Source organism: Burkholderia cepacia, from assembly GCF_029962485.1.
Taxonomy (GTDB): domain Bacteria; phylum Pseudomonadota; class Gammaproteobacteria; order Burkholderiales; family Burkholderiaceae; genus Burkholderia.
This window is the reverse complement of the sequence record NZ_CP073637.1, coordinates 973,994-1,000,789: the sequence shown is the minus strand read 5'-3', so window position 1 is coordinate 1,000,789 and position 26,796 is coordinate 973,994. Positions and strand designations below refer to the sequence as shown.

At 67.5% G+C, this 26,796-nt stretch carries 24 protein-coding genes; 15 read left to right on the top strand and 9 right to left on the bottom strand.

The window, feature by feature from the left end; all coding sequences use genetic code 11:
- Positions 1-9 precede the first annotated feature (9 nt).
- Positions 10-2,319 (bottom strand): DNA translocase FtsK, encoded by a 2,310-nt coding sequence (locus KEC55_RS04615; protein ID WP_282506934.1) that lies wholly within the window; start codon positions 2,317-2,319, stop codon positions 10-12.
- Between the two features lie 397 nt (positions 2,320-2,716).
- Here KEC55_RS04615 and trxB point away from each other — a divergent pair, with 397 nt between their 5' ends.
- From trxB to KEC55_RS04600, 3 genes are all read left to right on the top strand, one after another.
- A complete protein-coding gene (trxB, locus tag KEC55_RS04610; RefSeq protein ID WP_282506933.1) occupies positions 2,717-3,679 on the top strand; it encodes a thioredoxin-disulfide reductase in 963 nt (320 codons plus the stop codon).
- Positions 3,680-3,814: 135 nt separating this feature from the next.
- Positions 3,815-4,594: a Smr/MutS family protein gene (locus KEC55_RS04605; RefSeq protein WP_176049325.1), complete on the top strand. Its 780-nt coding sequence runs from the start codon at positions 3,815-3,817 to the stop codon at positions 4,592-4,594.
- Positions 4,554-5,204, top strand: a complete 651-nt coding sequence (locus tag KEC55_RS04600; protein WP_176049326.1) for a trimeric intracellular cation channel family protein — start codon at positions 4,554-4,556, stop codon at positions 5,202-5,204. The genes KEC55_RS04605 and KEC55_RS04600 overlap by 41 nt, the downstream gene beginning before the upstream one ends.
- 93 nt (positions 5,205-5,297) lie before the next feature.
- Here the strand turns inward: KEC55_RS04600 and KEC55_RS04595 are convergent, their stop codons facing one another.
- The 4 genes from KEC55_RS04595 to KEC55_RS04580 form a co-directional block, all read right to left on the bottom strand.
- Complete coding sequence (locus KEC55_RS04595; RefSeq protein WP_282506932.1) at positions 5,298-6,416, bottom strand: ABC transporter ATP-binding protein; 1,119 nt, start codon at positions 6,414-6,416, stop codon at positions 5,298-5,300.
- Positions 6,417-6,528: 112 nt separating this feature from the next.
- A complete protein-coding gene (locus KEC55_RS04590) occupies positions 6,529-7,386 on the bottom strand; it encodes a carbohydrate ABC transporter permease (RefSeq protein WP_226154311.1) in 858 nt (285 codons plus the stop codon).
- On the bottom strand, positions 7,376-8,314 hold the full coding sequence (locus tag KEC55_RS04585; protein ID WP_176049328.1) for a carbohydrate ABC transporter permease: 939 nt from the start codon (positions 8,312-8,314) through the stop codon (positions 7,376-7,378). Before KEC55_RS04585 ends, KEC55_RS04590 begins: the two co-directional genes overlap by 11 nt.
- Before the next feature lie 138 nt (positions 8,315-8,452).
- Positions 8,453-9,700 carry an ABC transporter substrate-binding protein gene (locus tag KEC55_RS04580; protein ID WP_060229382.1) on the bottom strand — a complete coding sequence of 416 codons (1,248 nt, stop codon included), beginning with the start codon at positions 9,698-9,700 and terminating at the stop codon, positions 8,453-8,455.
- 431 nt (positions 9,701-10,131) lie between these two features.
- On the opposite strand from KEC55_RS04580, the gene zwf reads away from it, so the two are divergent.
- The 3 genes from zwf (at position 10,132) to KEC55_RS04565 (ending at position 14,275) form a co-directional block, all read left to right on the top strand.
- Positions 10,132-11,601 (top strand): glucose-6-phosphate dehydrogenase, encoded by a 1,470-nt coding sequence (gene zwf, locus KEC55_RS04575; RefSeq protein WP_282506931.1) that lies wholly within the window; start codon positions 10,132-10,134, stop codon positions 11,599-11,601.
- Positions 11,602-11,688: 87 nt separating this feature from the next.
- Positions 11,689-12,369, top strand: a complete 681-nt coding sequence (pgl, locus tag KEC55_RS04570) for a 6-phosphogluconolactonase (protein ID WP_176049331.1) — start codon at positions 11,689-11,691, stop codon at positions 12,367-12,369.
- The gene (locus tag KEC55_RS04565; protein ID WP_282506930.1) at positions 12,347-14,275 is read left to right on the top strand and encodes a bifunctional transcriptional regulator/glucokinase; all 1,929 of its coding nucleotides are present in this window, start codon (positions 12,347-12,349) and stop codon (positions 14,273-14,275) included. The genes pgl and KEC55_RS04565 overlap by 23 nt, the downstream gene beginning before the upstream one ends.
- A 99-nt stretch (positions 14,276-14,374) precedes the next feature.
- Here the strand turns inward: KEC55_RS04565 and KEC55_RS04560 are convergent, their stop codons facing one another.
- On the bottom strand, positions 14,375-15,592 hold the full coding sequence (locus KEC55_RS04560) for a Bcr/CflA family multidrug efflux MFS transporter (protein WP_176049333.1): 1,218 nt from the start codon (positions 15,590-15,592) through the stop codon (positions 14,375-14,377).
- Positions 15,593-15,816: 224 nt separating this feature from the next.
- Here KEC55_RS04560 and KEC55_RS04555 point away from each other — a divergent pair, with 224 nt between their 5' ends.
- From KEC55_RS04555 to KEC55_RS04540, 4 genes are all read left to right on the top strand, one after another.
- Entirely contained in the window at positions 15,817-16,269 is a 453-nt protein-coding gene (locus tag KEC55_RS04555) for a hypothetical protein (protein WP_282506929.1), read from the top strand.
- A 197-nt stretch (positions 16,270-16,466) separates the two neighbouring features.
- Positions 16,467-17,750 carry a glutamate-1-semialdehyde 2,1-aminomutase gene (gene hemL, locus KEC55_RS04550; RefSeq protein WP_014897811.1) on the top strand — a complete coding sequence of 428 codons (1,284 nt, stop codon included), beginning with the start codon at positions 16,467-16,469 and terminating at the stop codon, positions 17,748-17,750.
- Positions 17,751-17,765: 15 nt separating this feature from the next.
- A complete protein-coding gene (gene ribD, locus KEC55_RS04545; protein ID WP_282506928.1) occupies positions 17,766-18,887 on the top strand; it encodes a bifunctional diaminohydroxyphosphoribosylaminopyrimidine deaminase/5-amino-6-(5-phosphoribosylamino)uracil reductase RibD in 1,122 nt (373 codons plus the stop codon).
- A gap of 14 nt (positions 18,888-18,901) precedes the next feature.
- Entirely contained in the window at positions 18,902-19,531 is a 630-nt protein-coding gene (locus KEC55_RS04540; protein WP_282506927.1) for a riboflavin synthase, read from the top strand.
- A gap of 109 nt (positions 19,532-19,640) precedes the next feature.
- Here the strand turns inward: KEC55_RS04540 and KEC55_RS04535 are convergent, their stop codons facing one another.
- A complete protein-coding gene (locus KEC55_RS04535) occupies positions 19,641-20,324 on the bottom strand; it encodes a GntR family transcriptional regulator (protein WP_282506926.1) in 684 nt (227 codons plus the stop codon).
- Positions 20,321-20,923 carry an O-methyltransferase gene (locus KEC55_RS04530; protein ID WP_282506925.1) on the bottom strand — a complete coding sequence of 201 codons (603 nt, stop codon included), beginning with the start codon at positions 20,921-20,923 and terminating at the stop codon, positions 20,321-20,323. The genes KEC55_RS04535 and KEC55_RS04530 overlap by 4 nt, the downstream gene beginning before the upstream one ends.
- Positions 20,924-21,195: 272 nt before the next feature.
- Here KEC55_RS04530 and KEC55_RS04525 point away from each other — a divergent pair, with 272 nt between their 5' ends.
- The 5 genes from KEC55_RS04525 (at position 21,196) to KEC55_RS04505 (ending at position 25,323) form a co-directional block, all read left to right on the top strand.
- Positions 21,196-21,714 carry a DUF1993 domain-containing protein gene (locus KEC55_RS04525; RefSeq protein ID WP_176049339.1) on the top strand — a complete coding sequence of 173 codons (519 nt, stop codon included), beginning with the start codon at positions 21,196-21,198 and terminating at the stop codon, positions 21,712-21,714.
- A 193-nt stretch (positions 21,715-21,907) separates the two neighbouring features.
- Complete coding sequence (gene ribBA, locus KEC55_RS04520; RefSeq protein ID WP_282506924.1) at positions 21,908-23,050, top strand: bifunctional 3,4-dihydroxy-2-butanone-4-phosphate synthase/GTP cyclohydrolase II; 1,143 nt, start codon at positions 21,908-21,910, stop codon at positions 23,048-23,050.
- A gap of 53 nt (positions 23,051-23,103) precedes the next feature.
- A complete protein-coding gene (gene ribH, locus KEC55_RS04515) occupies positions 23,104-23,622 on the top strand; it encodes a 6,7-dimethyl-8-ribityllumazine synthase (RefSeq protein WP_011351235.1) in 519 nt (172 codons plus the stop codon).
- Positions 23,619-24,056, top strand: a complete 438-nt coding sequence (gene nusB, locus KEC55_RS04510) for a transcription antitermination factor NusB (protein WP_176049341.1) — start codon at positions 23,619-23,621, stop codon at positions 24,054-24,056. Before ribH ends, nusB begins: the two co-directional genes overlap by 4 nt.
- Positions 24,057-24,126: 70 nt before the next feature.
- A complete protein-coding gene (locus KEC55_RS04505; protein WP_282506923.1) occupies positions 24,127-25,323 on the top strand; it encodes a pyridoxal phosphate-dependent aminotransferase in 1,197 nt (398 codons plus the stop codon).
- A 109-nt stretch (positions 25,324-25,432) separates the two neighbouring features.
- Here the strand turns inward: KEC55_RS04505 and KEC55_RS04500 are convergent, their stop codons facing one another.
- On the bottom strand, positions 25,433-26,560 hold the full coding sequence (locus KEC55_RS04500; RefSeq protein WP_282506922.1) for a transglycosylase SLT domain-containing protein: 1,128 nt from the start codon (positions 26,558-26,560) through the stop codon (positions 25,433-25,435).
- Positions 26,561-26,796 lie beyond the last annotated feature (236 nt).

The following is a 26,796-nucleotide window of genomic DNA, read 5'->3' as shown; positions in this document are numbered from 1 at the left end:
GCCGCGGACTCATTCCGCGTCGCGCGCCGGCACAAGAATTTCGCGGTTGCCGCTCGACGACATCGCGGACACGAGCCCCGATTGCTCCATCTGCTCGAGCAGCCGCGCCGCGCGGTTATAGCCGATCCGCAGGTGGCGCTGCACCAGCGAGATCGACGCGCGGCGGTTCTTGATGACGATCTCGACCGCCTGGTCGTACAGCGGATCAGACTCGCTGCCGCCTTCACCGGTTCCCGCGCCGGCCGAGCCCTCGTCGCCGTCGGCGGTGCCGCCTTCGAGCAGGCCCTCGACGTAGTTCGGCTCGCCCTGCTCCTTGAGCTTGTCGACGACGCGATGCACTTCATCATCTGCGACGAACGCACCGTGCACGCGCACGGGCAGCCCGGTGCCGGGTGGCAGGTACAACATGTCGCCCATCCCGAGCAGCGACTCGGCGCCCATCTGGTCGAGAATCGTGCGCGAGTCGATCTTCGACGACACCTGGAACGCGATCCGCGTCGGCACGTTTGCCTTGATCAGGCCCGTGATCACGTCGACGGACGGACGCTGCGTCGCAAGGATCAGGTGGATGCCGGCCGCGCGCGCCTTCTGCGCGATCCGTGCGATCAGTTCCTCGACCTTCTTGCCGACGACCATCATCAGGTCGGCCAGCTCGTCGATCACGACGACGATGTTCGGCAGGCGGCCGAGCGGCTCCGGATCCTCGGGCGTCAGGCTGAACGGATTCGGGATCTTCTCCTCGCGCTTCGCCGCGTCGTCGATCTTGTTGTTGTAGCCGGCGAGGTTACGCACGCCGAGCTTGCTCATCAGCTTGTAGCGGCGCTCCATCTCCGCGACCGTCCAGTTCAGCGCGTGGCCGGCCTGGCGCATGTCGGTGACGACCGGGCACAGCAGGTGCGGAATGCCTTCGTAGACGCTCATTTCGAGCATCTTCGGATCGATCAGGATCAGGCGCACCTGTTCGGCGGTGGCCTTGTACAGCAGCGACAGGATCATCGCGTTGATCCCGACCGACTTGCCCGAACCGGTCGTGCCGGCCACCAGCAGGTGCGGCATCTTCGCGAGGTCCGCGCACACGGGCTTGCCGCCGATGTCCTTGCCGAGGCTCAGCGTCAGCGCCGACGAGGCGGCCGCATACACCTCGGAGCCGATGATCTCGGACAGGTGCACCGTCTGGCGGCGCTGGTTCGGCAGTTCGAGCGCCATGTAGTTCTTGCCGGGGATCGTCTCGACGACACGGATCGACACGAGCGACAGCGAGCGCGCGAGATCCTTCCCGAGGTTCACGATCTGGCTGCCCTTCACGCCGGTGGCCGGCTCGATCTCGTAGCGCGTGACGACCGGGCCCGGATACGCGGCGACGACGCTCGCCTCGACGCCGAAGTCCTTCAGCTTCTTCTCGATCAGGCGCGACGTGAATTCGAGCGTATCGGCGGAAATCGCTTCCTGCGTCTTCGGCGCGGCATCGAGCAACGACACCGGCGGCAGCGTCGAATCGCCCGGCAAGTCGGTAAACAGCGGCACCTGGCGCTCGCGCTCGACGCGCTCGGACTTCACCGGCGTGACGACCGGCGGCACGATCGTCACGGGCTCGTGATCCTCGATGCGCACGCGCTCCTCTTCGACCTTGCCTTCGCGGCGCACGGCCGCGGCCTCGCCGAGCTTGCGGTCGCGCTCGGCCTCGCGGCGCAGCTTCGCGACGTTGACGGCGGACAGGATCGCGCCGCCGACGCGCTCGGCGACCGACAGCCACGAGAAGCGGAAATACAGCGACAGGCCGATCGAGAGCGCGATCAGCAGCAGCAGCGTGCCGCCGGTGAAGCCGAACGCATGCGACATCGCACCGGCGACGGCCTCGCCGACGACGCCGCCCGGCGCACGCGGCAACTGCACCTTCAGCGACCACATGCGCAGCGCCTCGATGCCGTCGCACGCGAGCACGACCAGCACGAACGCAAAGATTTCGGTGAGCCAGCCGATCGGCCGCTCGGGTTCGTCGGGAATCGCCTCGTGGCGCGTGATGCGGCGGTAGTTGACGGCGATGCGCCGCCCGAGCGGCACGATCAGCCAGTAGGCCGACAGGCCGAACAGCAGCAGGATGATGTCGGCCGTCCACGCGCCGACGCGACCGGCCCAGTTCGAGATGTGATCGACCTGGGCGGCGTGCGTCCAGCTCGGATCGCGCCGGCTGTAGCTCAGCAGGGCCATCACCAGAAAGGCGCAGAGCGCGACCTGGAGAATCCAGCGGATCTCCGTGAGGAGCTTCGACATCCGGTGCGGCAACGCCTGTGCCTGGGCGGAATAAGGAGCTTTTGCCATGAATCCGTATAAAGAGGACGGGCCGTGCGCCCGCCTGTCGTTCGATCCCGCTTATTGTAAACGCTGCACCGGGCCGCCAAGTGTAAATGACGGTTACATAACAGGGACGGGGTACCGATCCGGCCGGCTGAGCACGCTCGAGACCGGCCGGCCGTGCCGGCCCGGAGCGTGTGCGACAACGCGCCGCCGCGCACCGGCGGGACGCCCGGCCTGCCGCGTCGGCACGGGCGGCTCGTCGCGAAACGCTATCGCGACGATTGAAACTCTCGTTCGGCAACGCAGCAACGGGACCTTTATAATGCGCGTCTGATACCCATCTATGACGGCATCCCGGTCAACCCGGATCGTACGGCGAGCCCTACCCCGCCCGCCACGGCCGCCTTTTACGGATTCGCACATGTCCACGCCCAAACACGCCAAAGTCCTGATTCTCGGTTCCGGCCCCGCCGGCTACACGGCCGCCGTCTACGCGGCACGCGCCAACCTGTCCCCGGTGCTGATCACCGGCATCGCGCAGGGCGGCCAGCTGATGACCACGACCGATGTCGAAAACTGGCCGGCTGACGCGAAAGGCGTGCAGGGTCCGGAGCTGATGGCGCGCTTCCTCGAGCACGCCGAGCGCTTCAACACCGAAATCATCTTCGACCACATCCACACCGCGAAGCTGCACGAGCAGCCGATCCGCCTGATCGGCGACTCGGGCGAATACACGTGCGACTCGCTGATCATCGCGACCGGCGCGTCCGCGCAGTATCTCGGCCTGCCGTCCGAAGAACACTTCATGGGCAAGGGCGTGTCGGCCTGCGCGACCTGCGACGGCTTCTTCTATCGCGGCCAGGAAGTCGCGGTGATCGGTGGCGGCAACACGGCCGTCGAGGAAGCGCTCTACCTGACGGGCATCGCGAAGAAGGTCACGGTGATCCACCGCCGCGACAAGTTCCGCGCGGAGCCGATCCTGATCGACCGCCTGCTGGAGAAGGAAAAGGAAGGCGCCGTCGTGATCAAGTGGGATCACGTGCTCGACGAAGTGACGGGCGAGGATTCGGGCGTCACGGGCCTGCGCATCAAGAACGTGAAGACCGGCGCGACGGAAGACCTCGCCGTGCAGGGCGTGTTCGTCGCGATCGGCCACAAGCCGAACACCGACCTGTTCCAGGGCCAGCTCGAGATGAAGGACGGTTACATCCTGACGAAGAGCGGCCTGCACGGCAACGCGACGTCGACGAGCGTCGCGGGCGTGTTCGCTGCAGGCGACGTGCAGGACAACGTGTATCGCCAGGCGATCACGAGCGCGGGCACGGGCTGCATGGCCGCGCTCGACGCGCAGCGCTACCTCGAAAGCCTGCACGACAAGAAGTAAGCCGCGAGCCTGACCGCGCCGGGCGCTACAATGGCGTCCGCTGCCGCGAAGCGGGCCCGACCGGAAAGCCGCTGCCGCCGTGCAGCGGCTTTTTTTTGCCCGCGCGCCCGAACGCGCCTGCCCTGTTACCGAATCATGGCGAAGAACCAGCCCCATCCGAGCGATCCCGCGAAGCGGAAGATCGCCGCCCGTCCCGCGAACCCCGCGCCGGCCGCCCCGCCGCCCGCGCCCGATCCGGCCGCATTGCGCGGCCAGGGCCTCGCGGGCCTCGGCGCATTACGCAAGTCGCTGCAAGGCGAAGCCGAGCGCCGCGAACGCACGCGCGTCGAAACCGCGAAGGCAGAGCGCAAGGCGGAAGCCGACGCGAACCTGTTCCGCAACGAAATCGGCTCGATCCGGCCGCTGAACGCGCCGCCGCGCGCGTCGTCGGGCCGCACGCCGCCCGACCCGGTGCCGAAGCAGACCCAGCGCGACGAGGAAGCCGTGCTGAATGCGACGCTGTCCGACGAATTCGATCCCGAGACGCTGCTCGACAGCGACGACTCGCTGTACTACCACCGCCCCGGCATCAGCCGCGACGTCGTGCGCAAGCTGCGCAGCGGCGCGTGGATCGTGCAGGCGCAGATCGACCTGCACGGGATGCGGCGCGACGAGGCGCGCGACGCGCTCGCCGAATTCATCCGCGAAGCCGGCAAGAAGGGGCTGCGCTGCCTGCGCGTGATCCACGGCAAGGGGCTCGGCTCGATCGGCAAGGAACCCGTGCTGAAAGGCAAGGTGCGCGCGTGGCTCGTGCAGAAGGAAGAAGTGATCGCGTTCTGCGAGGCGCGCGGCAACGACGGCGGTGCAGGCGCGGTACTCGTGCTGCTGCAGCCGCATGCGGCGCCGGCCGAGCGGGGGCCGCGTGCCGCATCCTAGGCTGACGCTCGCGATCGCGATACTGGAGGCGATCGCCACGCTGGCCTTCGCGATTTCGGGCTTCATCGAGGCGCGCAAGAACCGCCTCGACTCGGTCGGCACGTTCGTCGTCGCGCTCGCGACCGCGTTCGGCGGCGGCACGCTGCGCGACATCCTGCTCGAGCGCCGGCCGTTCTACTGGGTCGTGCACGACGACTACGTGATCGCGATCTTCGTGCTCGCGCTGTTCGCGCCGTTCGTGCTGCGGATGCTGTCGCGACTGTCGGCCGAACGGCTGCTGCTGATCGCCGACGCGATCGGGCTCGGCATCTTCAGCATCTCGGGCACGGCGATCGCGCTCGACGCCGAGATGCCGCGCTTCATCGCGGTGATGATGGGCGTGATCACCGGCGTGGTCGGCGGGATCGTCCGCGACGTGCTGTGCAACGACATCCCGCTGATCCTGCGCGATTCGCGGCCGTACGCGACCTGCGCGTTCGTCGGCTGCTGGTTCTATCTGCTGCTCGTGTGGCTGCAGTTCGACTCGGTGTACAGCGTGCTGCTCGCGACCGGCTTCATCCTCGTCGCGCGGCTCGCGACGTTCAAGTTCGACGTGCGGCTGCCGCACTGATCGCCACGTCCGCGGCCACGTCGGCCGCATCACGCAAACAAAAGGGGCCGTTCGACACGGCCCCTTGCTCTTTCGTTCAGCGCAACCGCTGCGTCACGCGATCCGCTCTTCCGATGCCGGATCGAACAGCACGGCCTTCGACACGTCGAACAGCAGCGACTGCGTCTGACCCGGCTGCGGGTTCGCGGCCGGATGCACGCGGCTCACGATCCGCTTGCCGTTCACCTGCGCGAACACGTGCGTATCCGGCCCGGTCGGCTCGGTCACGTCGACGCGCACGTCGATCGGCTGCAGCGTCGACGCCTCGCCGTGGTGTGCGTTGCGCGCGTCGGTGATGCGCTCCGGGCGCAGCCCGAGGATCACCTCGCGGCCGACGTGGCCGTTCATCCGCTTCGCGTCGAACGGCAGGTTCAGCGCGCTGCGCGCGAGGCCCGTATCGATCTCGAGCGCGATCCCGCTGCCCTGCTCGACCAGCTTGCCGTTGATGAAGTTCATCGGCGGCGCGCCGATGAAGCCCGCGACGAACAGGTTCGACGGCGAATCGTAAATCTCCTGCGGCGCGCCGAACTGCTGGACCACGCCGTCCTTCATCACCGCGATCCGGTCGCCGAGCGTCATCGCCTCGATCTGGTCGTGCGTCACGTAGACGATCGTCGTGCCGAGGCGCTGGTGCAGCAGCTTGATTTCCGCGCGCATCTCGATACGCAGCTTCGCGTCGAGGTTCGACAGCGGCTCGTCGAACAGGAACAGCGACGGATCGCGCGCGAGCGCGCGGCCCATCGCGACACGCTGGCGCTGGCCGCCGGACAGCTGGCCCGGCTTGCGGTCGAGCAGGTGCTGGATCTGCAGCATCTGCGACACGCGGTCGACGATCTGCTGCTGCTCCTGCTTCGGCACCTTGCGGATGTTCAGGCCGAACGAGATGTTCTCGCGCACCGTCATGGACGGGTACAGCGCGTACGACTGGAACACCATCGCGATGTCGCGATCCTTCGGCGACAGGTCGTTGACGACCTTGCCGTCGATGCAGATCTCGCCGCTCGTGACCGTCTCGAGCCCGGCGATCATGTTGAGCAGCGTCGACTTCCCGCAGCCCGACCCGCCGACCAGGATCAGGAACTGTCCGTCCTCGATCTCGATGTCGACACCCTTCAGGACCGGCACCCCGTTCGGGTAGGTCTTGTACACGTCACGGATGGAAAGGCTTGCCATGCTGTGAATCCTCTGTCTCGTCTCGCGCGGCGCACTCGGGCGCCGCGTCGGGTTCGTTTCGATGGGCCGCGCGTCGTGCGCGGCCGGTTCGTCGTATCGGATAAAGCCGCGCCTACCCCTTCACCGCGCCCGCCGTCAGCCCGCGCACGAAGTAGCGGCCGGCGACGATGTAGACGAGCAGCGTCGGCAGCGCGGCGATGATCGCGCCGGCCATGTCGACGTTGTATTCCTTCACGCCCGTCGACGTGTTGACGAGGTTGTTCAGCGCCACCGTGATCGGCATCGAATCGACACCGGAGAACACGATCCCGAACAGGAAGTCGTTCCAGATCTGCGTGAATTGCCAGATCAGGCACACCATGAAGATCGGCAGCGACACCGGCAGCAGGATCTTCGTGAAGATCGTGAAGAAGCCCGCGCCGTCGATGCGCGCGGCCTTCACCAGCTCGGCCGGCACGCTCACGTAGAAGTTGCGGAAGAACATCGTCGTGAACGCGATCCCGTACACGACGTGCACGAACACGAGGCCTGGAATCGTGTTGGCGAGGCCGAGCATCCCCTGCAGGCGCGCCATCGGCAGCAGGATCACCTGGAACGGGATGAAGCAGCCGACCAGCATCATCGTGAACAGCGCGTCCGCGCCGCGAAAGCGCCAGTGCGTGAGCACGTAGCCGTTGAACGCGCCGATCAGCGACGAGATCAGCACGGCCGGAATCACCATCTGCAGCGAGTTCAGGAAGAACGGCTTCATCCCGTCGCAGCGCACGCCGGTGCACGCCCCGCTCCACGCCTTCACCCACGGATCGATGGTCCAGCTGGTGGGCGGCGTCAGCAGGTTGCCGGTGCGCAACTGGTCGAGATCCTTGAACGACGTCGACAGCATCACGTAGATCGGGAACAGGAAATACAGCGCGAACAGGATCAGTGCCGCATAGATCACTGCCCGGCTGATCGTCATCTTAGGCTGCATTGCGGGTGCTCCTCGATTCCATATACATCAGCGGCACCAGCACCGCGACCACGGTCGCGAGCATCATCACCGAGGACGCCGCGCCGAGCCCGAGCTGGCCGCGGTTGAACGAAAACGTGTACATGAACATGGCCGGCAGCGACGACGACGTGCCGGGGCCGCCTGCCGTCAGCGCGACGACGAGGTCGAAGGTCTTGATCGTGATGTGGCACAGGATCAGCAGCACCGAGAAGAACACCGGGCGCATGCTCGGGATCACGATCTTGCGGTAGATGGTCGGCAGCGTCGCGCCGTCCACCTGCGCGGCCTTGAAGATCTCCGCATCGACGCCGCGCAGCCCCGCGAGGAACAGCGCCATCACGAAACCGGTCGACTGCCACACGGCTGCGATCACCACGCAGAAGATCGCCTTGTCCGGATCGCCGAGCCAGTCGAACGAGAAGCTCGTCCAGCCCCAGTCGTGCATCACCTTCTCGAGGCCGAGGCCCGGGTTCAGGATCCACTGCCACGCGGTGCCGGTGACGATGAACGACAACGCCATCGGGTACAGGAAGATCGCACGCAGCGCGCCTTCGTTGCGGATCCGCTGGTCGAGCAGGATCGCGAGGAACAAGCCGAGCGCGACGCAGACCGCGATGAACGGAATCCCGAACCAGCCGAGGTTCGCGGCGGAGGTCCACCACACGTCGTTCTGGAACAGGTCCGTGTAACGGCCGAAGCCGTCGAATTCGTAGTTCGGCAACAGCCGCGAGTTGGTCAGCGACAGATAGCCGGTAATCAGGATGAAGCCGTAGATGAACACCACGGCGATCGCGACGCTCGGCGCAAGCACGAGCTTCGGAATCCAGCGATCGGCGAAGGCCGACATCGGCGACGTACGCCGCGCGGCGGCAGCGCCGGATCCGTTTCCGTTAAGAGGGGCAGCCACTTGATTCGACTCCTGGAACGAGGGCGACGCAGGCCGGGCCGGCGCCAGGTACGGCACGGGCCCGCGGGCGAGCCCGTTTGCTGCACATGCAAAAACGCCCGGCCGACGAAGCGCTTCCGGCCGGGCGCCTGTCGCGCGTTACTTGACCTTCGCGGCCTTCGCGAGCGCGGCGACCGCGCTCTTCGAATCCTGCTGCGAGTTCATGAACTTCGTCACGACGTCCGTGATCGCGCCGGCGGTCGCGTCGCTTTGCGCCATCCCGTGCGCGAGCGACGGCACGAAGCCGCCCGACTTGATCGCGGTCTGCTCGTCGGCGTACGACTTCTTCGCGCAGTCGTCGAACTTGTCCATCTTCACGCCGAGGCGCACCGGCACCGAACCCTTCAGCAGGCTGAACTGCTCCTGGAAGTCCGGCGTCATGATCGTCTTCGCGAGCGCGAGCTGGCCCGGCGTCGCGGCCTTCTCGCCCTTCTGCTGGAAGAACACGAACGAGTCGACGTTGAACGTGTACGAGTTTGCGGTGCCCGGCACCGCTGCGCAGATGTAGTCCTTGCCCGCCTTCTTGCCGGCGTTCTCGAACTCGCCCTTCGCCCAGTCGCCCATGAACTGCATGCCGGCCTTGCCGTTGATGACCATCGCGGTCGCGAGGTTCCAGTCGCGGCCATTACGGCCGGTATCGAAGTAGCCCTGGATCTTGCGCACCGTGTCGAACACGGACAGCATCTGCGGCGACGTCAGCGTCGCCTGGTCGAGGTCGACCAGCGCCTTCTTGTAGAACGCCGGACCCTGCGACAGCACGACGTCTTCCCACAGCGTCAGGTCCTGCCACGGCTGGCCGCCCATCGCGACCGGCTGGATGCCCGCGGCCTTCAGCTTGTCGGCCACCGCGAAGAATTCGGGCCAGGTGGTCGGCACCTTCGCGCCGACCTTGTCGAGCGCGGCCTTGTTGATGTACAGCCAGTTCACGCGGTGCACCGAGAACGGCGCGGCGACGGTATGGCCCTTGTACTTGATGATCTTGTCGATTTCCGGCGGCAGGTTCTGCTTCCAGTCGCCGGCAGCGGAATCGATGTTGACGAGCACGCCCTGATCGGCCCAGTCCTGGATAAGCGGGCCCTTGATCTGCGCGGCCGACGGTGCGTCGCCGCTGATCACCTTGGTCTTCAGTGCAGTCATCGCCGCGGCGCCGGCGCCGCCCGCGACCGCGAAGTCCTTCCACACGTAGCCCTGCTTCTGCACGTCGTCCTTCAGCACGCCGACGGCCTTCGACTCGCCACCCGAGGTCCACCAGTGCAGCACGGTTACATTCTCGGCCGCCTGCGCCGCCACGGCGCCAGCCATCAGACCCGCGGCGCAGAGCGCACCCATGATCGAGCGAACTTTCATTACTTATCTCCTCCAGACTGAATCAACTCGTGAGGTTCCCTGACCGGGAACCGGCTTCTTGATAACGACGGGGAAATCGAGCCGCGGGACGCATGCAGCGTACGGGGCCGATGACCGGCCGGGCTCTTACAGAAAGCGTGAATCGAGATTCAACGGCGTGTCTCCTCTTTGTGTTTCTGGCCCGCCGCGATGATGCGACGCGAGCCCGGGGCCGACGGCGCGCGGACGATGTGCGCCGCCAATGTCCGATAACATTCGGCACAAGGCGCTCCCGAAGGTGAAGCTCGCGCAGTTCATCGACCGCACTTCTTTTTTTCTTCACCCAGGTGCTACCCCTTGCGGCGGATTGTAGTTAAACTACAATTCAGTGTCAAAAATATTTTTATCGCACTACGGATCGCTTCCCAGCACCCCCAACACGGCGGAGACACATGCATACCGATTCCAGCTTTACCTTCGTACTTTTCGGCGGCACCGGCGATCTGTCGATGCGCAAGATCCTGCCCGCGCTGTTCGAAGCGCACCGCGCGAACATGCTGGCGGAGAGCGGCCGGATCATCGCCGTGGCACGACATGAATCGGATCGGGCGGGTTATCTCGAGTGGGTCGACACGCACGTGAAGCCGCATGCGGAGAAAGCCGCCGGCAAGGCGTTCGACGAAGCCGCGTGGAAGTCCTTCCTCGATCGCATCGAGTACGTGAAGCTCGACCTCGGCCGCGCGGAAGACTACGTCGTGCTGCGCGACGCGATCGCATCGCTGCCCGGCATCCGCGTGTTCTACCTCGCGACGGGCCCGTCGCTGTTCGTGCCGATCTGCAAGGCGCTCGCGTCGGTCGGCCTGAACGAAGGCTCGCGCATCGTGCTCGAGAAGCCGCTCGGCTACGACCTGAAATCGTCGAACGCGATCAACGACGCGGTTGGCGAGATCTTCGCGGAAGGCCAGATCTACCGGATCGACCACTACCTCGGCAAGGAGCCGGTGCAGAACCTGCTCGCGCTGCGCTTCGGCAATGCGCTGTTCGAGCCGCTGTGGCGCCGCGAATGGGTCGAGAGCATCCAGATCACGATCGCCGAGGAACTCGGCGTCGAGGCGCGCGGCGATTTCTACGACAATACGGGCGCGCTGCGCGACATGGTGCAGAACCACCTGCTGCAGCTGCTGTCGATCGTCGCGATGGAGCCGCCGCATTCGATGGATTCCGACTCGGTGCGCGACGAGAAGCTGCGCGTGCTGCGCGCGCTGAAACCGGTCGATCCGCGCGACATCGGCAAGGTGGCCGTGCGCGGCCAGTATCATGCGGGCGTGATCAAGGGCGCGCAGGTGCCGGCGTATGCGACCGAGCCGGGCGTGAAGCCCGACAGCCAGACCGAAACCTTCGTCGCGTTGAAGGTCGAGATCGAGAACTGGCGCTGGGCCGGCGTGCCGTTCTTCCTGCGCACCGGCAAGCGTCTTGCCGATCGCGTAGCCGAGATCGTCGTGAACTTCCGCCCGGTGCCGCACTCGGCGCTCGGGCCCACGGCATTGCGCCCCGGCTCGAACCGCCTCGTGATCCGGCTGCAGCCGAACGAGACGATCCGCCTGTACTGCCTCGCCAAGCAGCCGGGCGAAGGGATGAACCTCGCGAGCGTGCACCTCGACCTCGCGTTCGACCAGTTCTTCAAGGAAGGGCAGATGGAGGCGTACCAGCGCCTGCTGCTCGACGTGATCAACGGCCGCCTCGCGCTGTTCGTGCGTCGCGACGAACAGGAAGCCGCATGGCGCTGGGTCGAGCCTATCCTGAACGAATGGGCGCGCACGCTGAAGCCGCCGAAGCCGTATGCGGCGGGCACGTGGGGGCCGGCCGCGGCGAGCGCGATGCTCGCGCAGCACGACACCTGCTGGCTTGAAGAAGAGAACTGATGTAAACGTAGCCGCGCACGTCATCGCACGCGGCTACGTGCCCCACGATTCGTACGATTTGAACAGACAAAGCAGTCCGGAGGAGATGTGATCGAGATCCACGCTTTCGACACCCAGGAAGCGCAAAGCGAAGCGCTCGCGCGCGCCGTCGGCGAGGCGCTGCGGGCCGCGCTCGCCGGGCCCGCGCGCCCGACGCTCGCGGTGTCCGGCGGCACGAGCCCGCGCCCGTTCCTGCACACGCTGTCGCACGCGGCGCTCGACTGGGCCGGCGTCGACGTGACGCTGGTCGACGACCGCTGGGTGCCGGACGACGACGCAGCCAGCAACGCACAACTCGTGCGCGACACGCTGCTGCAGCACGCGGCGGCCCCTGCCCGCTTCCTGCCGCTCGTCGACACGCGCAGCACGCTCGATGCGCACGTCGCCGCACTGAACGCGAACGCCGACTACCGCGTGCCGACCGTCGCCGTGCTCGGCATGGGCGAGGACGGCCACACCGCGTCGATCTTCGCCGACGCACCCGAATGGGACCACGCGATCACGACGCCCGAGCGTTTCGTCGCCGTGCATCCCGGCGCCGCGCCGCATGCGCGCGTGAGCTATTCGCTCGATGCGCTGAAGCGCGTCGACCGGCTGTTCCTGCTGATCGCGGGCGACCGCAAACGCGACGTGCTCGACGCCGCGGCCGCGTCGCTGCAGAAGAACGCGATTTCCCAACTGGCCAACGACAAGGGGACCCAGCTCGATGTCTACTGGTGCGCAAAGTAAGGCGGTCGTCGCGAGTCAGCATGCCGACGGCCCGCGCCTGCTCGCGGATGTCGGCGGCACCAACGCGCGCTTCGCGCTGGAAACCGGCCCGGGCGAGATCACGCAGATCCGCGTGTATCCCGGCGCCGATTACCCGACGATCACCGACGCGATCCGCAAGTACCTGAAGGACGTGAAGATCAGCCGCGTGAACCACGCGGCGATCGCGATCGCCAATCCGGTCGACGGCGACCAGGTCACGATGACCAACCACGACTGGAGCTTCTCGATCGAGGCGACGCGCCGCGCGCTCGGCTTCGACACGCTGCTCGTCGTCAACGATTTCACCGCGCTCGCAATGGCGCTACCTGGCCTGACCGACGCGCAGCGCGTGCAGGTCGGCGGCGGCGCGCGACGTCAGAACAGCGTGATCGGGCTGCTCGGGCCCGGCACCGGGCTCGGCGTGTCGGGGCTGATTCCGGCCGACGACCGCTGGATCGCGCTCGGCAGCGAGGGCGGCCACGCGTCGTTCGCGCCGCAGGACGAGCGCGAGGATCTGGTGCTGCAGTACGCGCGCAAGAAGTTTCCGCACGTGTCGTTCGAACGCGTGTGCGCGGGCCCCGGCATGGAGATCATCTATCGCGCGCTCGCCGCGCGTGACAAGAAGCGCGTGGCCGCGACCGTCGACACGGTCGAGATTGTCGAGCGCGCGCATGCGGGCGATGCGCTCGCGCTCGAGACGGTCGAATGCTTCTGCGGGATTCTCGGCGCGTTCGCGGGCAGCGTCGCGCTGACGCTCGGCGCGCTCGGCGGTGTGTACATCGGCGGCGGCGTCGCGCTGAAGCTCGGTGAGCTGTTCACGCGCTCGTCGTTCCGCGCGCGCTTCGAGGCGAAGGGCCGCTTCACGCACTACCTCGAGAACATCCCGACCTACCTGATCACCGCCGAATACCCGGCGTTCCTCGGCGTATCGGCGATCCTCGCCGAGCAGTTGTCGAACCGCTCGGGCGGCGCGTCGTCGGCCGTGTTCGAGCGGATCCGCCAGATGCGCGACGCGCTGACGCCGGCCGAGCGCCGCGTCGCCGATCTCGCGCTGAACCATCCGCGCTCGATCATCAACGATCCGATCGTCGACATCGCGCGCAAGGCCGACGTGAGCCAGCCGACCGTGATCCGTTTCTGCCGCTCGCTCGGCTGCCAGGGGCTGTCGGACTTCAAGCTGAAGCTCGCCACCGGCCTCACCGGCACGATCCCGATGAGCCACAGCCAGGTGCATCTCGGCGACACGGCCACCGACTTCGGCGCGAAGGTGCTCGACAACACGGTGTCCGCGATCCTGCAATTGCGCGAGCACCTGAATTTCGAGCACGTCGAGAACGCGATCGAGATCCTGAACGGCGCGCGGCGCATCGAGTTCTACGGGCTCGGCAACTCGAACATCGTCGCGCAGGACGCGCACTACAAGTTCTTCCGCTTCGGGATTCCGACGATCGCATACGGCGACCTGTACATGCAGGCCGCGTCGGCCGCGCTGCTCGGCAAGGGCGACGTGATCGTCGCGGTGTCGAAGTCGGGACGCGCGCCCGAGCTGCTGCGCGTGCTCGACGTCGCGATGCAGGCCGGCGCCAAGGTGATCGCGATCACGTCGAGCAACACGCCGCTCGCGAAGCGCGCGACCGTCGCGCTCGAAACCGATCACATCGAGATGCGCGAGTCGCAGTTGTCGATGATCTCGCGGATCCTGCATCTGCTGATGATCGACATCCTCGCGGTCGGCGTCGCGATCCGTCGTGCGTCGACGAACGGCGAGGTGCCTGAGGCCGTCGCGCAGGCGAAGGCGCGCGCGAGCGACGACGAAACGGCCGACGTGCTCGACTGGCTGAGCCACGGCGCGTCGCCGGCGGCGAAGGACGTCGCGCGGGATTGAGACGCGGCGCGGCGCCAGCCGCTGCCTGCGCCCCAAAGAAAAACGCCACCGCGCACGATGCGCCGGTGGCGTTTTTCTTTGTGCGGCGCGGCTGCCGAGTCAGGCGCCCGCTTTCACCGGCCGGCCGTGCCAGCGCAGCACGAGGTAGCGTCCGGCGAAACACAGCACGCCCGACACGCCGATCGTCACGCCCATCGCGAATGGCGTGCCGTCCGCGAGTGCACCGATCGCGACGCTCGCGAGCGCGCCGAGCGCGAGCTGCATCGCGCCGAACACGGCCGCCGACGCGCCCGCGTTGTGCGGATAGCGATGCATGAGGTCGGTCGTGCAGTTCGCGGACAGGATCCCGACCACGCCGACGACGAAGAACAGGCACACGACGATCGACCACAGCCCGCCCCACCCCGTCAGCGCGACGAGCGCGACCGCGAGCGACGCGATGGCACTCACGAGCGATGCGGCCGCGATGATGCGCAGCGAGCCGATGCGGCCGACGAGGCGCGTGTTCGCGAAGTTGCCGATCATGATCCCGACGACGTTCAGGCCGAACAGCAGCCCGTAGTGTTGCGGCGATACGTGGAAATACTCGATGTACACGAACGGCGTCGCGGTGATGTACGAGAACATCGCCGCGAACGCCATCCCGCCGCACAACATGTGCCCCCACGCGACGGGGTCCGACAGGATGCGTCCGTACGACGCGAACGACGCGAGCACGGCCGTACTCTTGCGCCGCTCCTTCGGCCAGGTTTCGGGCACGCGCAGGTAGGCCGTGGCCGCGCAGATCGCGCCGAACACGGCCAGCACGACGAACACGCCGCGCCAGCCCGAGAAGCGCAGGATCTGGCCGCCGATCAGGGGCGCGAGCAACGGCCCGACCGCGGTGACGATCGCGACCATCGACAGCACCTTCGCCGCGTCGCTCGGCTCGTGCGCGTCGCGCGCGATCGCCCGCGCGAGCACCGATGCGGCGCCGGCGCCGAGCGCCTGCAGGAAGCGCACGACGATCAGCATGTCGATCGAGCCTGACACGAAGCAGCCGATGCTCGCGAGCGTGAACAGCGCGATGCCGCCGAGCAGCACGGGACGACGCCCCCACGTATCGGACAGCGGGCCGTACAGCAGCATGCCGACCGAGAAGCCGGCCATGAAGCTCGTCAGCGTGCGCTGCGCGGCGCCGGGGCTGACGGAGAAGCCGTCGGCGATCGACGGCAGGCTCGGCAGGTACATGTCGGTGGCGATCGGCCCGCAGGCCGCGAGCGCCCCGAGCAACAGGATCAGCCGGGCATCGGGCCGGCGGCGGACGACGTGAGACATGGGTATCCGGAGTGGAGCCCGCGCGCATCGCGGCGCGCGTGGCGGTGAAGACGGGAGGCCGCGCCGCAAGCGACGCGTTCAGGCCCATGATTGTACGCGCAACTTTTTTGCGTGCCGTCGGCCGCGTACGATGGCGGGCCGGCAAGCCCCCGTGCGCGGGATCGCACGCGGATTCGATTAAGCTTGCCGCTCTTGTCTGATCATTTGAACGCACGACCGAACCGATGACCGCTTTCCTGCTGATCTGGAGCCCCAAGAAATGGCCGTGGCCCGAGCTGCCCGAGGTTGCCGCGCGCGTGAAGGCCGGCGAGGCCGTGCATGACGTGTGGGGCTGCGGCTTCGCACGCGGCATCCTGCCGGGCGACCGCGTGTTCCTGCACCGCGTCGCGAAGGAGCCGAAAGGCGTGTTCGGCTCCGGCTACGTGACGCGTGCGCCGTACGAGGTGCCCGATCCGTCGACGAAGCGCGGCTACCGGTTGTGCATCGACTTCGTCTACGACTGGCTGGTCGACGCGCACCAGGACGTCGTGATCGCGCGCGACGCGCTGCGCGTCCACCCGTACTCGGTGCAGACCTGGGACGCGCAGACGTCCGGCACGTCGATCAAGCCGATGGTCGAAGGTCCGCTCGAGAAACGCTGGGCCGAACTGACCGGCAAGCGCAAGCCGCCGCGCTAGCCGGGCCGGATGCCGGGCCGGATGCCGGACCGAATCCGGCCCCCGTTTCCGGCCCGTGCCGCTCCTCGCGCGCCGAAAGGCCGCACAAGCGCTGGCGGGCCCGCCGCGCGCGTCTCCGGTACAATCAGACGATCGTTCCGCCCAGGCGCCGCGGCCCGTGCACAGGCCCCCGCGCCCTTCTCTCGCAGGTTTCGCTCATGTCCAACAATCAGATCCTCTTCGAACGCGCCCAGAAGACCATTCCCGGCGGCGTCAACTCGCCGGTGCGCGCATTCCGTTCGGTCGGCGGCACGCCGCGCTTCGTCGCACGCGCGCAAGGTCCGTATTTCTGGGATGCCGACGGCAAGCAGTACATCGACTACATCGGCTCGTGGGGCCCGATGATCGTCGGCCACGTCCATCCGGAAGTCCTGTCGGCCGTGCAGAACGTGCTCGCCGACGGCTTCTCGTTCGGTGCGCCGACCGAAGCCGAGATCGAGATCGCCGAGGAAATCTGCAAGCTCGTGCCGTCGATCGAGCAGGTGCGGATGGTGTCGAGCGGCACCGAGGCCACGATGAGCGCGCTGCGCCTCGCGCGCGGCTTCACGGGCCGCAGCCGCATCGTCAAGTTCGAGGGCTGCTACCACGGCCACGCGGACAGCCTGCTGGTCAAGGCCGGCTCGGGCCTGCTGACGTTCGGCAACCCGACGTCGGCCGGCGTGCCCGCGGACATCGCGAAGCACACGACCGTCCTCGAATACAACAACGTCGCCGCGCTCGAGGAAGCGTTCGGCGCGTTCGGCGACGAGATCGCCGCGGTGATCGTCGAGCCCGTCGCGGGCAACATGAACCTCGTGCGCGGCACGCCGGAATTCCTGAACGCGCTGCGCGCGCTGTGCACGAAGCACGGCGCCGTGCTGATCTTCGACGAGGTGATGTGCGGTTTCCGCGTCGCGCTCGGCGGCGCACAGGCGTACTACGGGATCACGGCCGACCTCACCTGCCTCGGCAAGGTGATCGGCGGCGGGATGCCGGCCGCCGCGTTCGGCGGCCGCCGCGACATCATGGCCCACCTCGCGCCGCTCGGCGGCGTCTACCAGGCCGGCACGCTGTCGGGCAACCCGATCGCGGTCGCGGCAGGCCTGAAGACGCTGCAGCTGATCCAGGCGCCGGGCTTCTACGACGCACTCACCGCGCAGACGAAGCGCCTCGCCGACGGCCTCGCGGCCGAAGCCCGCGCGGCCGGCGTGCCGTTCGCGGCCGACTCGATCGGCGCGATGTTCGGCCTGTATTTCGCCGAGCGCGTGCCGACCAGCTTCGCGGAAGTCACGAAGAGCGACACCGAGCGTTTCAACCGCTTCTTCCACCTGATGCTCGACGAAGGCGTGTACTTCGCCCCGTCGGCCTACGAGGCCGGTTTCGTGTCGAGCACGCACGACGACGCGGTGATCGACGCGACGCTCGCGGCCGCACGCCGCGCCTTCGCGGCACTCGCTGCCTGACCCGGGGCCGCGCGCATGTTCTCGGATATCGATTTCGCCCACATGCAACGCGCGCTCGCGCTCGCCGCGCGCGGCATGTACACGACCGCGCCGAATCCGCGCGTCGGCTGCGTGATCGTCAAGGACGGCGACGTGATCGGCGAAGGCTTCACGCAGCCGGCCGGCCAGGATCACGCGGAAGTGCAGGCGCTGAAGGATGCACGCTCGCGCGGCTACGACGTCGCGGGTTCGACCGTCTACGTGACGCTCGAACCGTGCAGCCATTTCGGCCGCACGCCGCCGTGCGCGAACGCGCTGATCGAAGCGCGCGTCGCGAAGGTCGTCGCCGCGATGGAAGACCCGAACCCGCAGGTGTCGGGGCGCGGCCTCGGGATGCTGCGCGACGCGGGCATCGACGTGCGCTGCGGGCTGCTCGCGCATGAAGCCGGCGAGCTGAACATCGGTTTCGTGTCGCGGATGACGCGCGGCCGCCCGTGGGTGCGGATGAAGGCCGCCGCGTCGCTCGACGGCCGCACCGCGCTGCCGTCCGGCGAAAGCCAGTGGATCACCGGCGAGGCCGCGCGCCTCGACGGGCACGCCTGGCGTGCGCGCGCCTGCGCGATCCTGACCGGCATCGGCACCGTGCGCGAGGACAATCCGCTGCTGACCGTGCGCGGCATCGACACGCCGCGCCAGCCGCAACGCATCCTGGTGGACAGCCGCCTCGACCTGCCGCTCGACGCGCGGCTGCTCGAGGGCGCCCCGCTGCTGATCTTCTGCGGACGACTCGACGCCGGCGGTGAAATGCGAGCGAACGTGCTGAAGTCGCGCGGCGCGGAAATCGTGCCGCTCGCGAATGCGCACGGCAAGGTCGACCTGCCCGCAATGCTGGCGGCGCTCGGCGCGCGCGGTGTCAACGAATTGCACGTCGAGGCCGGCCACAAGCTGAACGGCTCGCTGCTGCGCGAACAGTGCGTCGACGAATTGCTCGTCTATCTCGCGCCGAGCCTGCTGGGCGCCGATGCAGCCGGCATGTTCGACCTCGCCTCGCCGGCCAATCTCGAGGCCCGCACGCGACTGTCGTTCCACGGGGTCGAGCGGATCGGCGACGACCTGCGGATCCTCGCGCGTTTCGCACCGCCCGATACGCCTCACTGAACGGAATCGTCACGATGTTCACCGGAATTGTCGCGGCCGTCGGCCGCATCGAATCGATCAATCCGCTCGGCGCGTCGGCCGATGCGGGCGTGCGCCTGACCGTGCAGGCCGGCGGGCTCGATCTCGCCGATGTCGCACTGGGCGACAGCATCGCGATCCAGGGCGCGTGCATGACGGTGATCGACAAGCGCGACACTGTGTTCGATGTCGACGTGTCGCGCGAAAGCCTGAACCGTACGGTCGGCCTCGCACAACCCGGCGAAGTGAACCTCGAGAAGGCGCTGCGCGCGCACGACCGGCTTGGCGGGCACATCGTGTCGGGCCACGTCGACGGCCTCGGCACCGTGTCGCGCTTCGCGCCGGTCGGAGAATCGCACGAACTGCGCATCGTCGCGCCGCGCGAGCTCGGCCGCTATCTCGCGTACAAGGGGTCGATCACGGTCAACGGCGTGAGCCTGACCGTCAACACGATCGACGATCGCGCGGACGGCTGCGAATTCTCGATCAACCTGATTCCGCATACGGTCGAGGTCACGACGCTGCGCCATGTGAAGGCCGGCGACAAGGTCAACCTCGAGGTCGACATGATTGCGCGCTATGTCGAGCGGATGCTGTCGTCGTCGCAGGGCGCGCATCAGGACTGATCGCGGCGGCAATCCTCGAAGCGGCGGCTGACGGCCCGATATCCGGGTATCGACAGCCGCCGCTTTTCTTCATCCTGCCCGGCATCACCCGCCGGCATGCCGCCGGCAATCAGGCATCCGCGCCTTCCCCACCCGCTCGCGCCAGTATCGTGTCGAGCAGTTGCCGCACATGGTCGCGCGCCGCACGCTCGGCGGCATCCGCATCGCGCTTCGCGATCATGTCGAACACCTGCCGGTGTTCGGCGACATTCCCGCCGAGTCGCGCCCAGTCGTCCATCGGGCTCGCGCCGCCCGCACACATCGTCTGCACCTGTGCGTACAGCGCCCTGAGCGACGTCTCGATCGTCACGTTGCGCGCGGTGGCGAGCAACCCGTGGTGGAAATCGAGGTTGGCGATGCGGTATGCGTCGCCGTCGCGCACGTCGACCGCATGCGCCTGCCGCACCAGCGCTTCGTCCAGCATGGCGTGATCTTCGGGCGTCATGCGCTGCGCCGCCAGGCGCGCGGCCATGCCCTCGAGCGCTTCCCGCGCCTCGAAGATGGCCACGATCCGCGCGCGGTCGAACGCGATCACGAACACGCCCTGGCGCGGGACGACCTGCAGCAGCCCCTCGGCCTCCAGACGCGAGACCGCCGCCCACACGGGCGAGCGGCTGATGCCGAGATCGCGCGACAGCGCCTCGATGCTGATCTTCTCGCCCGCCGCGAAGCGCGCTTCGTCGACCAGCATCTCCCGGATCGCCCCGTAGGCGTCGCGCCCCAGTGTCGTGCGCTCGAGCGTGGCGCGCGTCATGCCGGCCGCCGGCGACGTGCGATGTGGAGCCCCTTGCCGACCGGCACGATCGTCGTGTCGAACGCGCGCGTGGCGTCGACCGCGGCGAGATAGCCGGCGATCTCGTCCGGATGGGACAGCGCGTTGTCCGCGACGAGCAGCGCGTCGGCGGTCAGCTTCGGCAGCAGGTGCGCCAGTTGCAGCGGCGCGCTCACGCGATCGGCGTCGAAGAACACACAGTCGAACGGGCCCGTCACGGCCGCGCAGACTTGCGTCGCGTCGCCTTCGATCACCTGCGCCCAGTCCTGCAGCGACGCCGCGCGCAGGTTGGCCCTCGCCTGCCCGGCTTTCTCCGGCGAATACTCGACGGTGACGAGCGGCTGCCCGTCCGTTTCCCGTAGCGCATGCGCGAGCCAGATCGCGCTGTAGCCGTTGGACGTGCCGATCTCGAGCACGCGCCGGCGCCGCGCGCCGGTGACGAGCAGGTACAGCAGTTCGGCCGTGGACGGCTCGAGGTTGAGCATCTTGCGGTTGCGCTCGGCCATCTGCGCGTCGTTTTCCTGGCCGAAGGACGCCAGCCGGGCAAGGACGGCCGATGCGGCGCTGTCGAGTTCGATCATGCGGGTCTCCGTTACTTCATATTTCGTGTTTCGTGTTTCATGATACGACGATTTTCGGATCGACGCCCGGTGCCCGTGAGGGCCGCCGTTCCAGCGTGATTGAAACCGCTCCGGCGCGGCCAGCTGTCGTTTGCCCTGGCGATTCCTGGCCGAATGGCCAACGACGCACATGGGTCATGCCGTCGCGCTAAGATGCGTCAACAGCGGTTTCAACGCCGCCACGCACGACGCGCCGCGCACCGGCCGCCCCTCTTCCCACAGGAGTCGTTCCCATGTCCATCTCGATGTACCAGGCTTCGCTGCCTGTCCTGATCCGCGGCCTGACCAACCTGCAGCACATCCTCGGCAAGGCGCAGGCGCACGCGGCCGAGAAACAGATCGATCCGTCGGTGTTCACCGGTGCACGCCTCTACCCGGACATGCTGCCGCTCGTGCGCCAGGTCTACATCGCGACCGATACGGCGAAGGGCTGCGCGGCGCGGCTCGCCGGTGCCGAGATCCCGAGCTTTCCCGACGTCGAACAAACCTTCGACGAGCTGCACGCACGCATCCAGAAGACGATCGACTACCTGAAAGGCTTCGACGCCGCACAGATCGACGGCAGCGAGGCGCGCCAGATCGTGCTGAAGATGCGCGTCGGCCCGATCGAGTTCACCGGCCAGTCGTACCTGCTGAACTTCGTGCTGCCCAATTTCTTCTTCCACGTGACGACCGCCTACGACATCCTGCGCCACAGCGGCGTCGAGCTCGGCAAGCTCGACTACCTCGGCGGGCGCGACCAGCAGGCATGACACGCGGCCGGGTTCGGCCCGGCCCACAACCTTCTGCACCCGCGTGCCGGCCACGCGCGGCGGCCCGTCGGGCCTGCCGCGCGGGCCGTCCGCGACGCTTTCCGGAGCGCTTGCCCGACGCGCGTGGCCCATGCCGGCCGAAACACCGTCCGGCTGGCGTAAAATACGCACTTTCCTCTTTCTCGCCCCCCTTATGACGCTCGCCTCCACGCTCGACATCATCGCCGAGCTGAAAGCCGGCCGGATGGTGATCCTGGTCGACGAAGAAGACCGCGAAAACGAGGGCGACCTCGTGATCGCCGCCGAATTCGTCACGCCGGAAGCGATCAACTTCATGGCCAAGTACGGCCGCGGCCTGGTTTGTCTGACGTTGACGCAGGAACGCTGCAAGCAGCTGCACCTGCCGCTGATGACCTACCGCAACGGCACGCAGTACGGCACCGCGTTCACGGTCAGCATCGAAGCGGCCGAAGGCGTGACGACCGGCATCTCGGCCGCCGACCGTGCGCACACGATCGCCACCGCGGTCGCGCACGACGTGCGCCCCGAGCACATCGTGCAGCCGGGTCACGTGTTCCCGATCATGGCGCAACCGGGCGGCGTGCTCGTGCGTGCGGGCCACACCGAAGCCGGCTGCGATTTCACCGCGCTCGCGGGCCTCACGCCGGCCGCGGTGATCTGCGAGATCATCAAGGACGACGGCACGATGGCGCGCCTGCCGGACCTGATCGAATTCGCGAAGGAACACAACCTGAAGATCGGCACGATCGCCGACCTGATCCAGTACCGCAGCCGCACCGAATCGATCATCGAGCGGATCGCCGAGCGCTCGATGCAGACCGCGCACGGCACGTTCCGCGCGGTGCTGTACCGCGACCAGCCGAGCGGCTCGCCGCACATCGCGCTGGTGCGCGGCGCGCCGTCGCCCGACCTCGATACGCCGGTGCGCGTGCACGAGCCGCTGTCGGTACTCGACCTGCTCGAAACGGGTGTGTCGACGCACTCGTGGACGCTCGACGCCGCCATGCGCGAGATCGCGGAGCGCGACCTCGGCGTGATCGTGCTGCTCAACTGCGGCGACACGAAGGAACACCTGATCGACGTCTTCAAGGCGTTCGACGAGGAAGAAAAGGCTGCTGCGCTCAAGCGCCGGCCGGTCGATTTCAAGACGTTCGGCATCGGCGCGCAGATCCTGCGCGATGTCGGCGTCGGCAAGATGCAGGTGCTGTCGAATCCGCGCAAGCTGGGCAGCATGTCCGGCTACGGCCTCGAAGTCACGGGCTTCATTCCGATGCCCGGCGGCGAAGCCAAGTCCTGCCCGGCGTCCAACGCGTAACCCGCCACGACGCTTTCGCCCTATAACCGTTCATCCACACCACGGACAAGATCATGGAAATCGGACAATACCAACCGAATCTCGAAGGCGACGGCCTGCGTATCGGCATCGTGCAATCGCGCTTCAACGAGCCCGTGTGCAACGGCCTCGCCGACGCGTGCGTCGAAGAACTGGAACGCCTGGGCGTCACCGGTGAAGACGTACTGCTCGTGTCGGTACCCGGCGCGCTGGAAATCCCGCTCGCGCTGCAGAAGCTCGCGGAAAGCGGCCAGTTCGACGCGCTGATCGCACTCGGCGCGGTGATTCGCGGCGAGACCTACCACTTCGAACTCGTGTCGAACGAGAGCGGCGCGGGCATCACCCGCATCGGCCTCGACTTCAACCTGCCGATCGCGAACGCGGTCCTGACGACCGAAAACGACGAGCAGGCCGTCGCGCGCATGACCGAAAAGGGTCGTGACGCCGCACGCGTCGCCGTCGAGATGGCCAACCTGACGATGGCCCTCGACCAGCTCGGCGATGACGACGAGGACGAAGAGGAAGACGAAGACGACGAAGAGGAGCGCGCATGAAGAAGAGCGCCCGCCGACAATCGCGCGAGCTGGCGACGCAAGGCCTCTATCAGTGGCTGCTGTCGAACGCGTCCTCCGGTGAGATCGACGCGCAACTGCGCGGCGCGCTCGGTTACGACAAGGCTGACAAGGAGCTGCTCGACGCGATCCTGCACGGCGTGATCCGCGAGCACGTCACGCTCGTCGAAGCGCTGACGCCGTCGCTGGACCGTCCGATCGAGCAGCTGTCGCCGGTCGAACGCGCGGTGCTGCTGATCGCGACGTTCGAGCTCACGCACCATGTCGAAACGCCGTACCGCGTGATCATCAACGAAGCGGTCGAACTCGCGAAGACGTTCGGCGGCTCCGACGGCTACAAGTACGTGAACGGTGTGCTCGACAAGCTCGCCGCGAAGCTGCGCCCCGCCGAAACGCAGGCGCGCCGCAACGGCTGACGCCGTTTGCCGGTCCACGGGCGCGCAAGCGCCCGTTTTTCATTCTTCCTCTCCCCCGCCCTGCCCGCCGATGAATACCACCGCCGATTCGCTCGTCACGCTCGCCGCACGCGTCGACGCGATCCAGCCCTTCCATGTGATGGAACTGATGAAGGAGGCACAGCGGCTCGAGTCCCTCGGGCGCGATGTTATCCACATGGGCATCGGCGAGCCGGATTTCACCGCGCCGGAGCCTGTCGTCGAAGCTGCCGCGGCCGCGCTGCGCCGTGGCGTCACGCAGTACACGAGCGCGCTCGGCATTGCGCCGCTGCGCGAGGCGATCGCCGCGCACTATGCGCGCGCGTACGGCCTCACGATCAGCCCGGAGCGGATCGTCGTGACGGCCGGCGCGTCGGCCGCGCTGCTGCTCGCGTGCCTCGCGCTCGTCGGCCGTGACGACGAAGTGCTAATGCCCGACCCGTCGTATCCGTGCAACCGGCATTTCGTCGCGGCGGCCGAAGGCCGCGCGGTGCTCGTGCCGAGCGGCCCGGACGCGCGCTTCCAGCTCACCGAGGACGATGTCCGCACGCGCTGGGGCAACCGCACACGCGGCGTGCTGCTCGCGTCGCCGTCGAACCCGACCGGCACATCGCTCGAACCGGACGAACTCAAGCGGATCGTCGAAGCCGTGCGCGCCCGCGGCGGCTTCACGATCGTCGACGAGATCTACCAGGGGCTCAGCTACGACGCGGCGCCCGTGTCGGCACTGTCGTTCGGCGACGACGTAATCACCGTGAACAGCTTCTCGAAGTATTTCAGCATGACGGGCTGGCGGCTCGGCTGGCTCGTCGTGCCGCCCGCGCTGGTCGGCACGTTCGAGAAACTGTCGCAGAATCTGTTCATCTGCCCGTCCGCGCTCGCGCAGCACGCAGCGCTCGCGTGCTTCGAGCCAGCCACACTCGACCTCTATGAAGCGCGCCGGCTCGAATTCAAGCGCCGCCGCGATTTCATCGCGCCGGCACTCGAACGGCTCGGCTTCACGGTGCCGGTGATGCCGGACGGTGCGTTCTATGTGTATGCGCATTGCGGCGGCGTCGCCCATCCGGCAGCCGGCGACAGCGCCGCGCTCACGCAGGCGATGCTGCATGACGCCGGCGTCGTGCTGGTGCCCGGCATGGACTTCGGCGTACATGCGCCGCGCGACTATATCCGCCTGTCGTATGCGACGGCCTACTCGCGGCTCGAAGAGGCGGTCGACCGGCTCGCGACGCTGTTCGGGCAGCACTGACTGCTACGGCCCGCACACTGGCCGTTTCACGCGCCGCAAAAAGAAAAGGCACCCGGATCGGGTGCCTTTTTCATTGCCTGCCGGCTGGAACCGGGCGGAACGCGTGACGTTACGCGCCGAGCTCCGAACGATCGCCGTGCGACTGCTTCGCGGTGTCGACGCTCGCGTCATCCTGAGGCGATGCTTCCTTCGGCGCGGCCGCCTTCGCCGACGTCGCGCTGTCGAGCGTCGCGTGCACGCGCTTCGCGCCGCCTGCCGCTGCCGTCACGGCAGCCGTGACGATCGGCTTCGCCGGCTGAGCCGGTGCCTGCGGTGCGTTGACCGGCACGCTGCGGCCGCGTGCGACGTCGCGCAGGCGACCACGCTCGGCCATCACCTTCGAACCGTAGCCGTTGTCTTCGGGGTTCGTCGAACCGTTGTACATGCGCAAGCCGGTCGCGAGCGAGCCGCCGCGTGCAATGCAGTCCTTCAGCACCAGCGCGCCGACCTGCAGGTTCGCGAGCGGCTGCAGCGCCGTATCGGTGCCGCCGAAGTATTCGAACTTGTCGGAATGGACCTTCGACATGACCTGCATCAGACCCTTCGCACCGACACCGCTTTCGGCGTACGGGTTGAAGCCCGACTCGATCGCCATCACGGACAGCAGCAGCAGCGGATCGAGCCCGACGTCGCGGCCGGTCTGGAACGCAGCCTTGACGAGCTGGCCGAGCGGCTCCTGTGCGACGCGGTAACGGCGCGACAGGTAGGTCGCGACGAGCGCCTGTTCGCGGTTCGACGCGAGTGCACGGTCGTCGCGCGCATCGGCCGCGACCCGCTGGGTCGGGATCAGCTTGGCCAGTGCGACCGGCGACGGGCCGTTGCGGGCCGGATCGGAAGCATCGGCCTGGGCGCCCTGTGCGGCAGCTTCCGGTGCGACATCGAGGCCGACCGCAAGCGCGTCCGTTTCAGGCGTCTCTTCCTGCTGCGGCTGCGCGCCGGCAGGCGCGAAGTTCGGCAGCGGATGACCGGACAGCAAACGGGCTGGCCCGGCCTGCACGGCCGCGGATACGACCGGCATCAGCTTCGCGGCGAGCGTGCCGCGGACGGTTGGCAGCAGCCACAGTGCAAGCGCAATTGCGACAGCGAAACAGCCGACAACGCTGAATAGATGGTGACTGACACGCGTCCCGCGACGCAGCATGTTGCGCACGATCTGCGCATGCTGCTCATTGGGACGCCACGATAACCAAGCGTTCATTCAGATCATCTCCCATGAACATGACTCGTGCGGCTCGCTCAGCTCGATGGCGAGACAGAAAACGCGCCGCGGAATCACGATGCCGCACGCCTTGGTTGGGACGTACAAACATCGGGGAAACGGTATAAGTACCGTTCGGGGCCACGGTGTAAGAGGGCCGGCGCCTTCGCACACTGGGCGAGGCGGGCATACGCGGTGGCACCCACGCAAAAAACCAGCGTCTGGTAGCGCTGGCT

What these genes read in the sequence shown, in the direction of transcription:
- KEC55_RS04615 (WP_282506934.1), bottom strand. Translation starts at nt 2,319, where the DNA reads ATGGCAAAAGCTCCTTATTCCGCCCAGGCACAGGCGTTGCCGCACCGG.
- trxB (WP_282506933.1), top strand. Translation starts at nt 2,717, where the DNA reads ATGTCCACGCCCAAACACGCCAAAGTCCTGATTCTCGGTTCCGGCCCC.
- KEC55_RS04605 (WP_176049325.1), top strand. Translation starts at nt 3,815, where the DNA reads ATGGCGAAGAACCAGCCCCATCCGAGCGATCCCGCGAAGCGGAAGATC.
- KEC55_RS04600 (WP_176049326.1), top strand. Translation starts at nt 4,554, where the DNA reads ATGCGGCGCCGGCCGAGCGGGGGCCGCGTGCCGCATCCTAGGCTGACG.
- KEC55_RS04595 (WP_282506932.1), bottom strand. Translation starts at nt 6,416, where the DNA reads ATGGCAAGCCTTTCCATCCGTGACGTGTACAAGACCTACCCGAACGGG.
- KEC55_RS04590 (WP_226154311.1), bottom strand. Translation starts at nt 7,386, where the DNA reads ATGCAGCCTAAGATGACGATCAGCCGGGCAGTGATCTATGCGGCACTG.
- KEC55_RS04580 (WP_060229382.1), bottom strand. Translation starts at nt 9,700, where the DNA reads ATGAAAGTTCGCTCGATCATGGGTGCGCTCTGCGCCGCGGGTCTGATG.
- zwf (WP_282506931.1), top strand. Translation starts at nt 10,132, where the DNA reads ATGCATACCGATTCCAGCTTTACCTTCGTACTTTTCGGCGGCACCGGC.
- KEC55_RS04565 (WP_282506930.1), top strand. Translation starts at nt 12,347, where the DNA reads ATGTCTACTGGTGCGCAAAGTAAGGCGGTCGTCGCGAGTCAGCATGCC.
- KEC55_RS04560 (WP_176049333.1), bottom strand. Translation starts at nt 15,592, where the DNA reads ATGTCTCACGTCGTCCGCCGCCGGCCCGATGCCCGGCTGATCCTGTTG.
- KEC55_RS04555 (WP_282506929.1), top strand. Translation starts at nt 15,817, where the DNA reads ATGACCGCTTTCCTGCTGATCTGGAGCCCCAAGAAATGGCCGTGGCCC.
- hemL (WP_014897811.1), top strand. Translation starts at nt 16,467, where the DNA reads ATGTCCAACAATCAGATCCTCTTCGAACGCGCCCAGAAGACCATTCCC.
- ribD (WP_282506928.1), top strand. Translation starts at nt 17,766, where the DNA reads ATGTTCTCGGATATCGATTTCGCCCACATGCAACGCGCGCTCGCGCTC.
- KEC55_RS04540 (WP_282506927.1), top strand. Translation starts at nt 18,902, where the DNA reads ATGTTCACCGGAATTGTCGCGGCCGTCGGCCGCATCGAATCGATCAAT.
- KEC55_RS04535 (WP_282506926.1), bottom strand. Translation starts at nt 20,324, where the DNA reads ATGACGCGCGCCACGCTCGAGCGCACGACACTGGGGCGCGACGCCTAC.
- KEC55_RS04530 (WP_282506925.1), bottom strand. Translation starts at nt 20,923, where the DNA reads ATGATCGAACTCGACAGCGCCGCATCGGCCGTCCTTGCCCGGCTGGCG.
- KEC55_RS04525 (WP_176049339.1), top strand. Translation starts at nt 21,196, where the DNA reads ATGTCCATCTCGATGTACCAGGCTTCGCTGCCTGTCCTGATCCGCGGC.
- ribBA (WP_282506924.1), top strand. Translation starts at nt 21,908, where the DNA reads ATGACGCTCGCCTCCACGCTCGACATCATCGCCGAGCTGAAAGCCGGC.
- ribH (WP_011351235.1), top strand. Translation starts at nt 23,104, where the DNA reads ATGGAAATCGGACAATACCAACCGAATCTCGAAGGCGACGGCCTGCGT.
- nusB (WP_176049341.1), top strand. Translation starts at nt 23,619, where the DNA reads ATGAAGAAGAGCGCCCGCCGACAATCGCGCGAGCTGGCGACGCAAGGC.
- KEC55_RS04505 (WP_282506923.1), top strand. Translation starts at nt 24,127, where the DNA reads ATGAATACCACCGCCGATTCGCTCGTCACGCTCGCCGCACGCGTCGAC.
- KEC55_RS04500 (WP_282506922.1), bottom strand. Translation starts at nt 26,560, where the DNA reads ATGAACGCTTGGTTATCGTGGCGTCCCAATGAGCAGCATGCGCAGATC.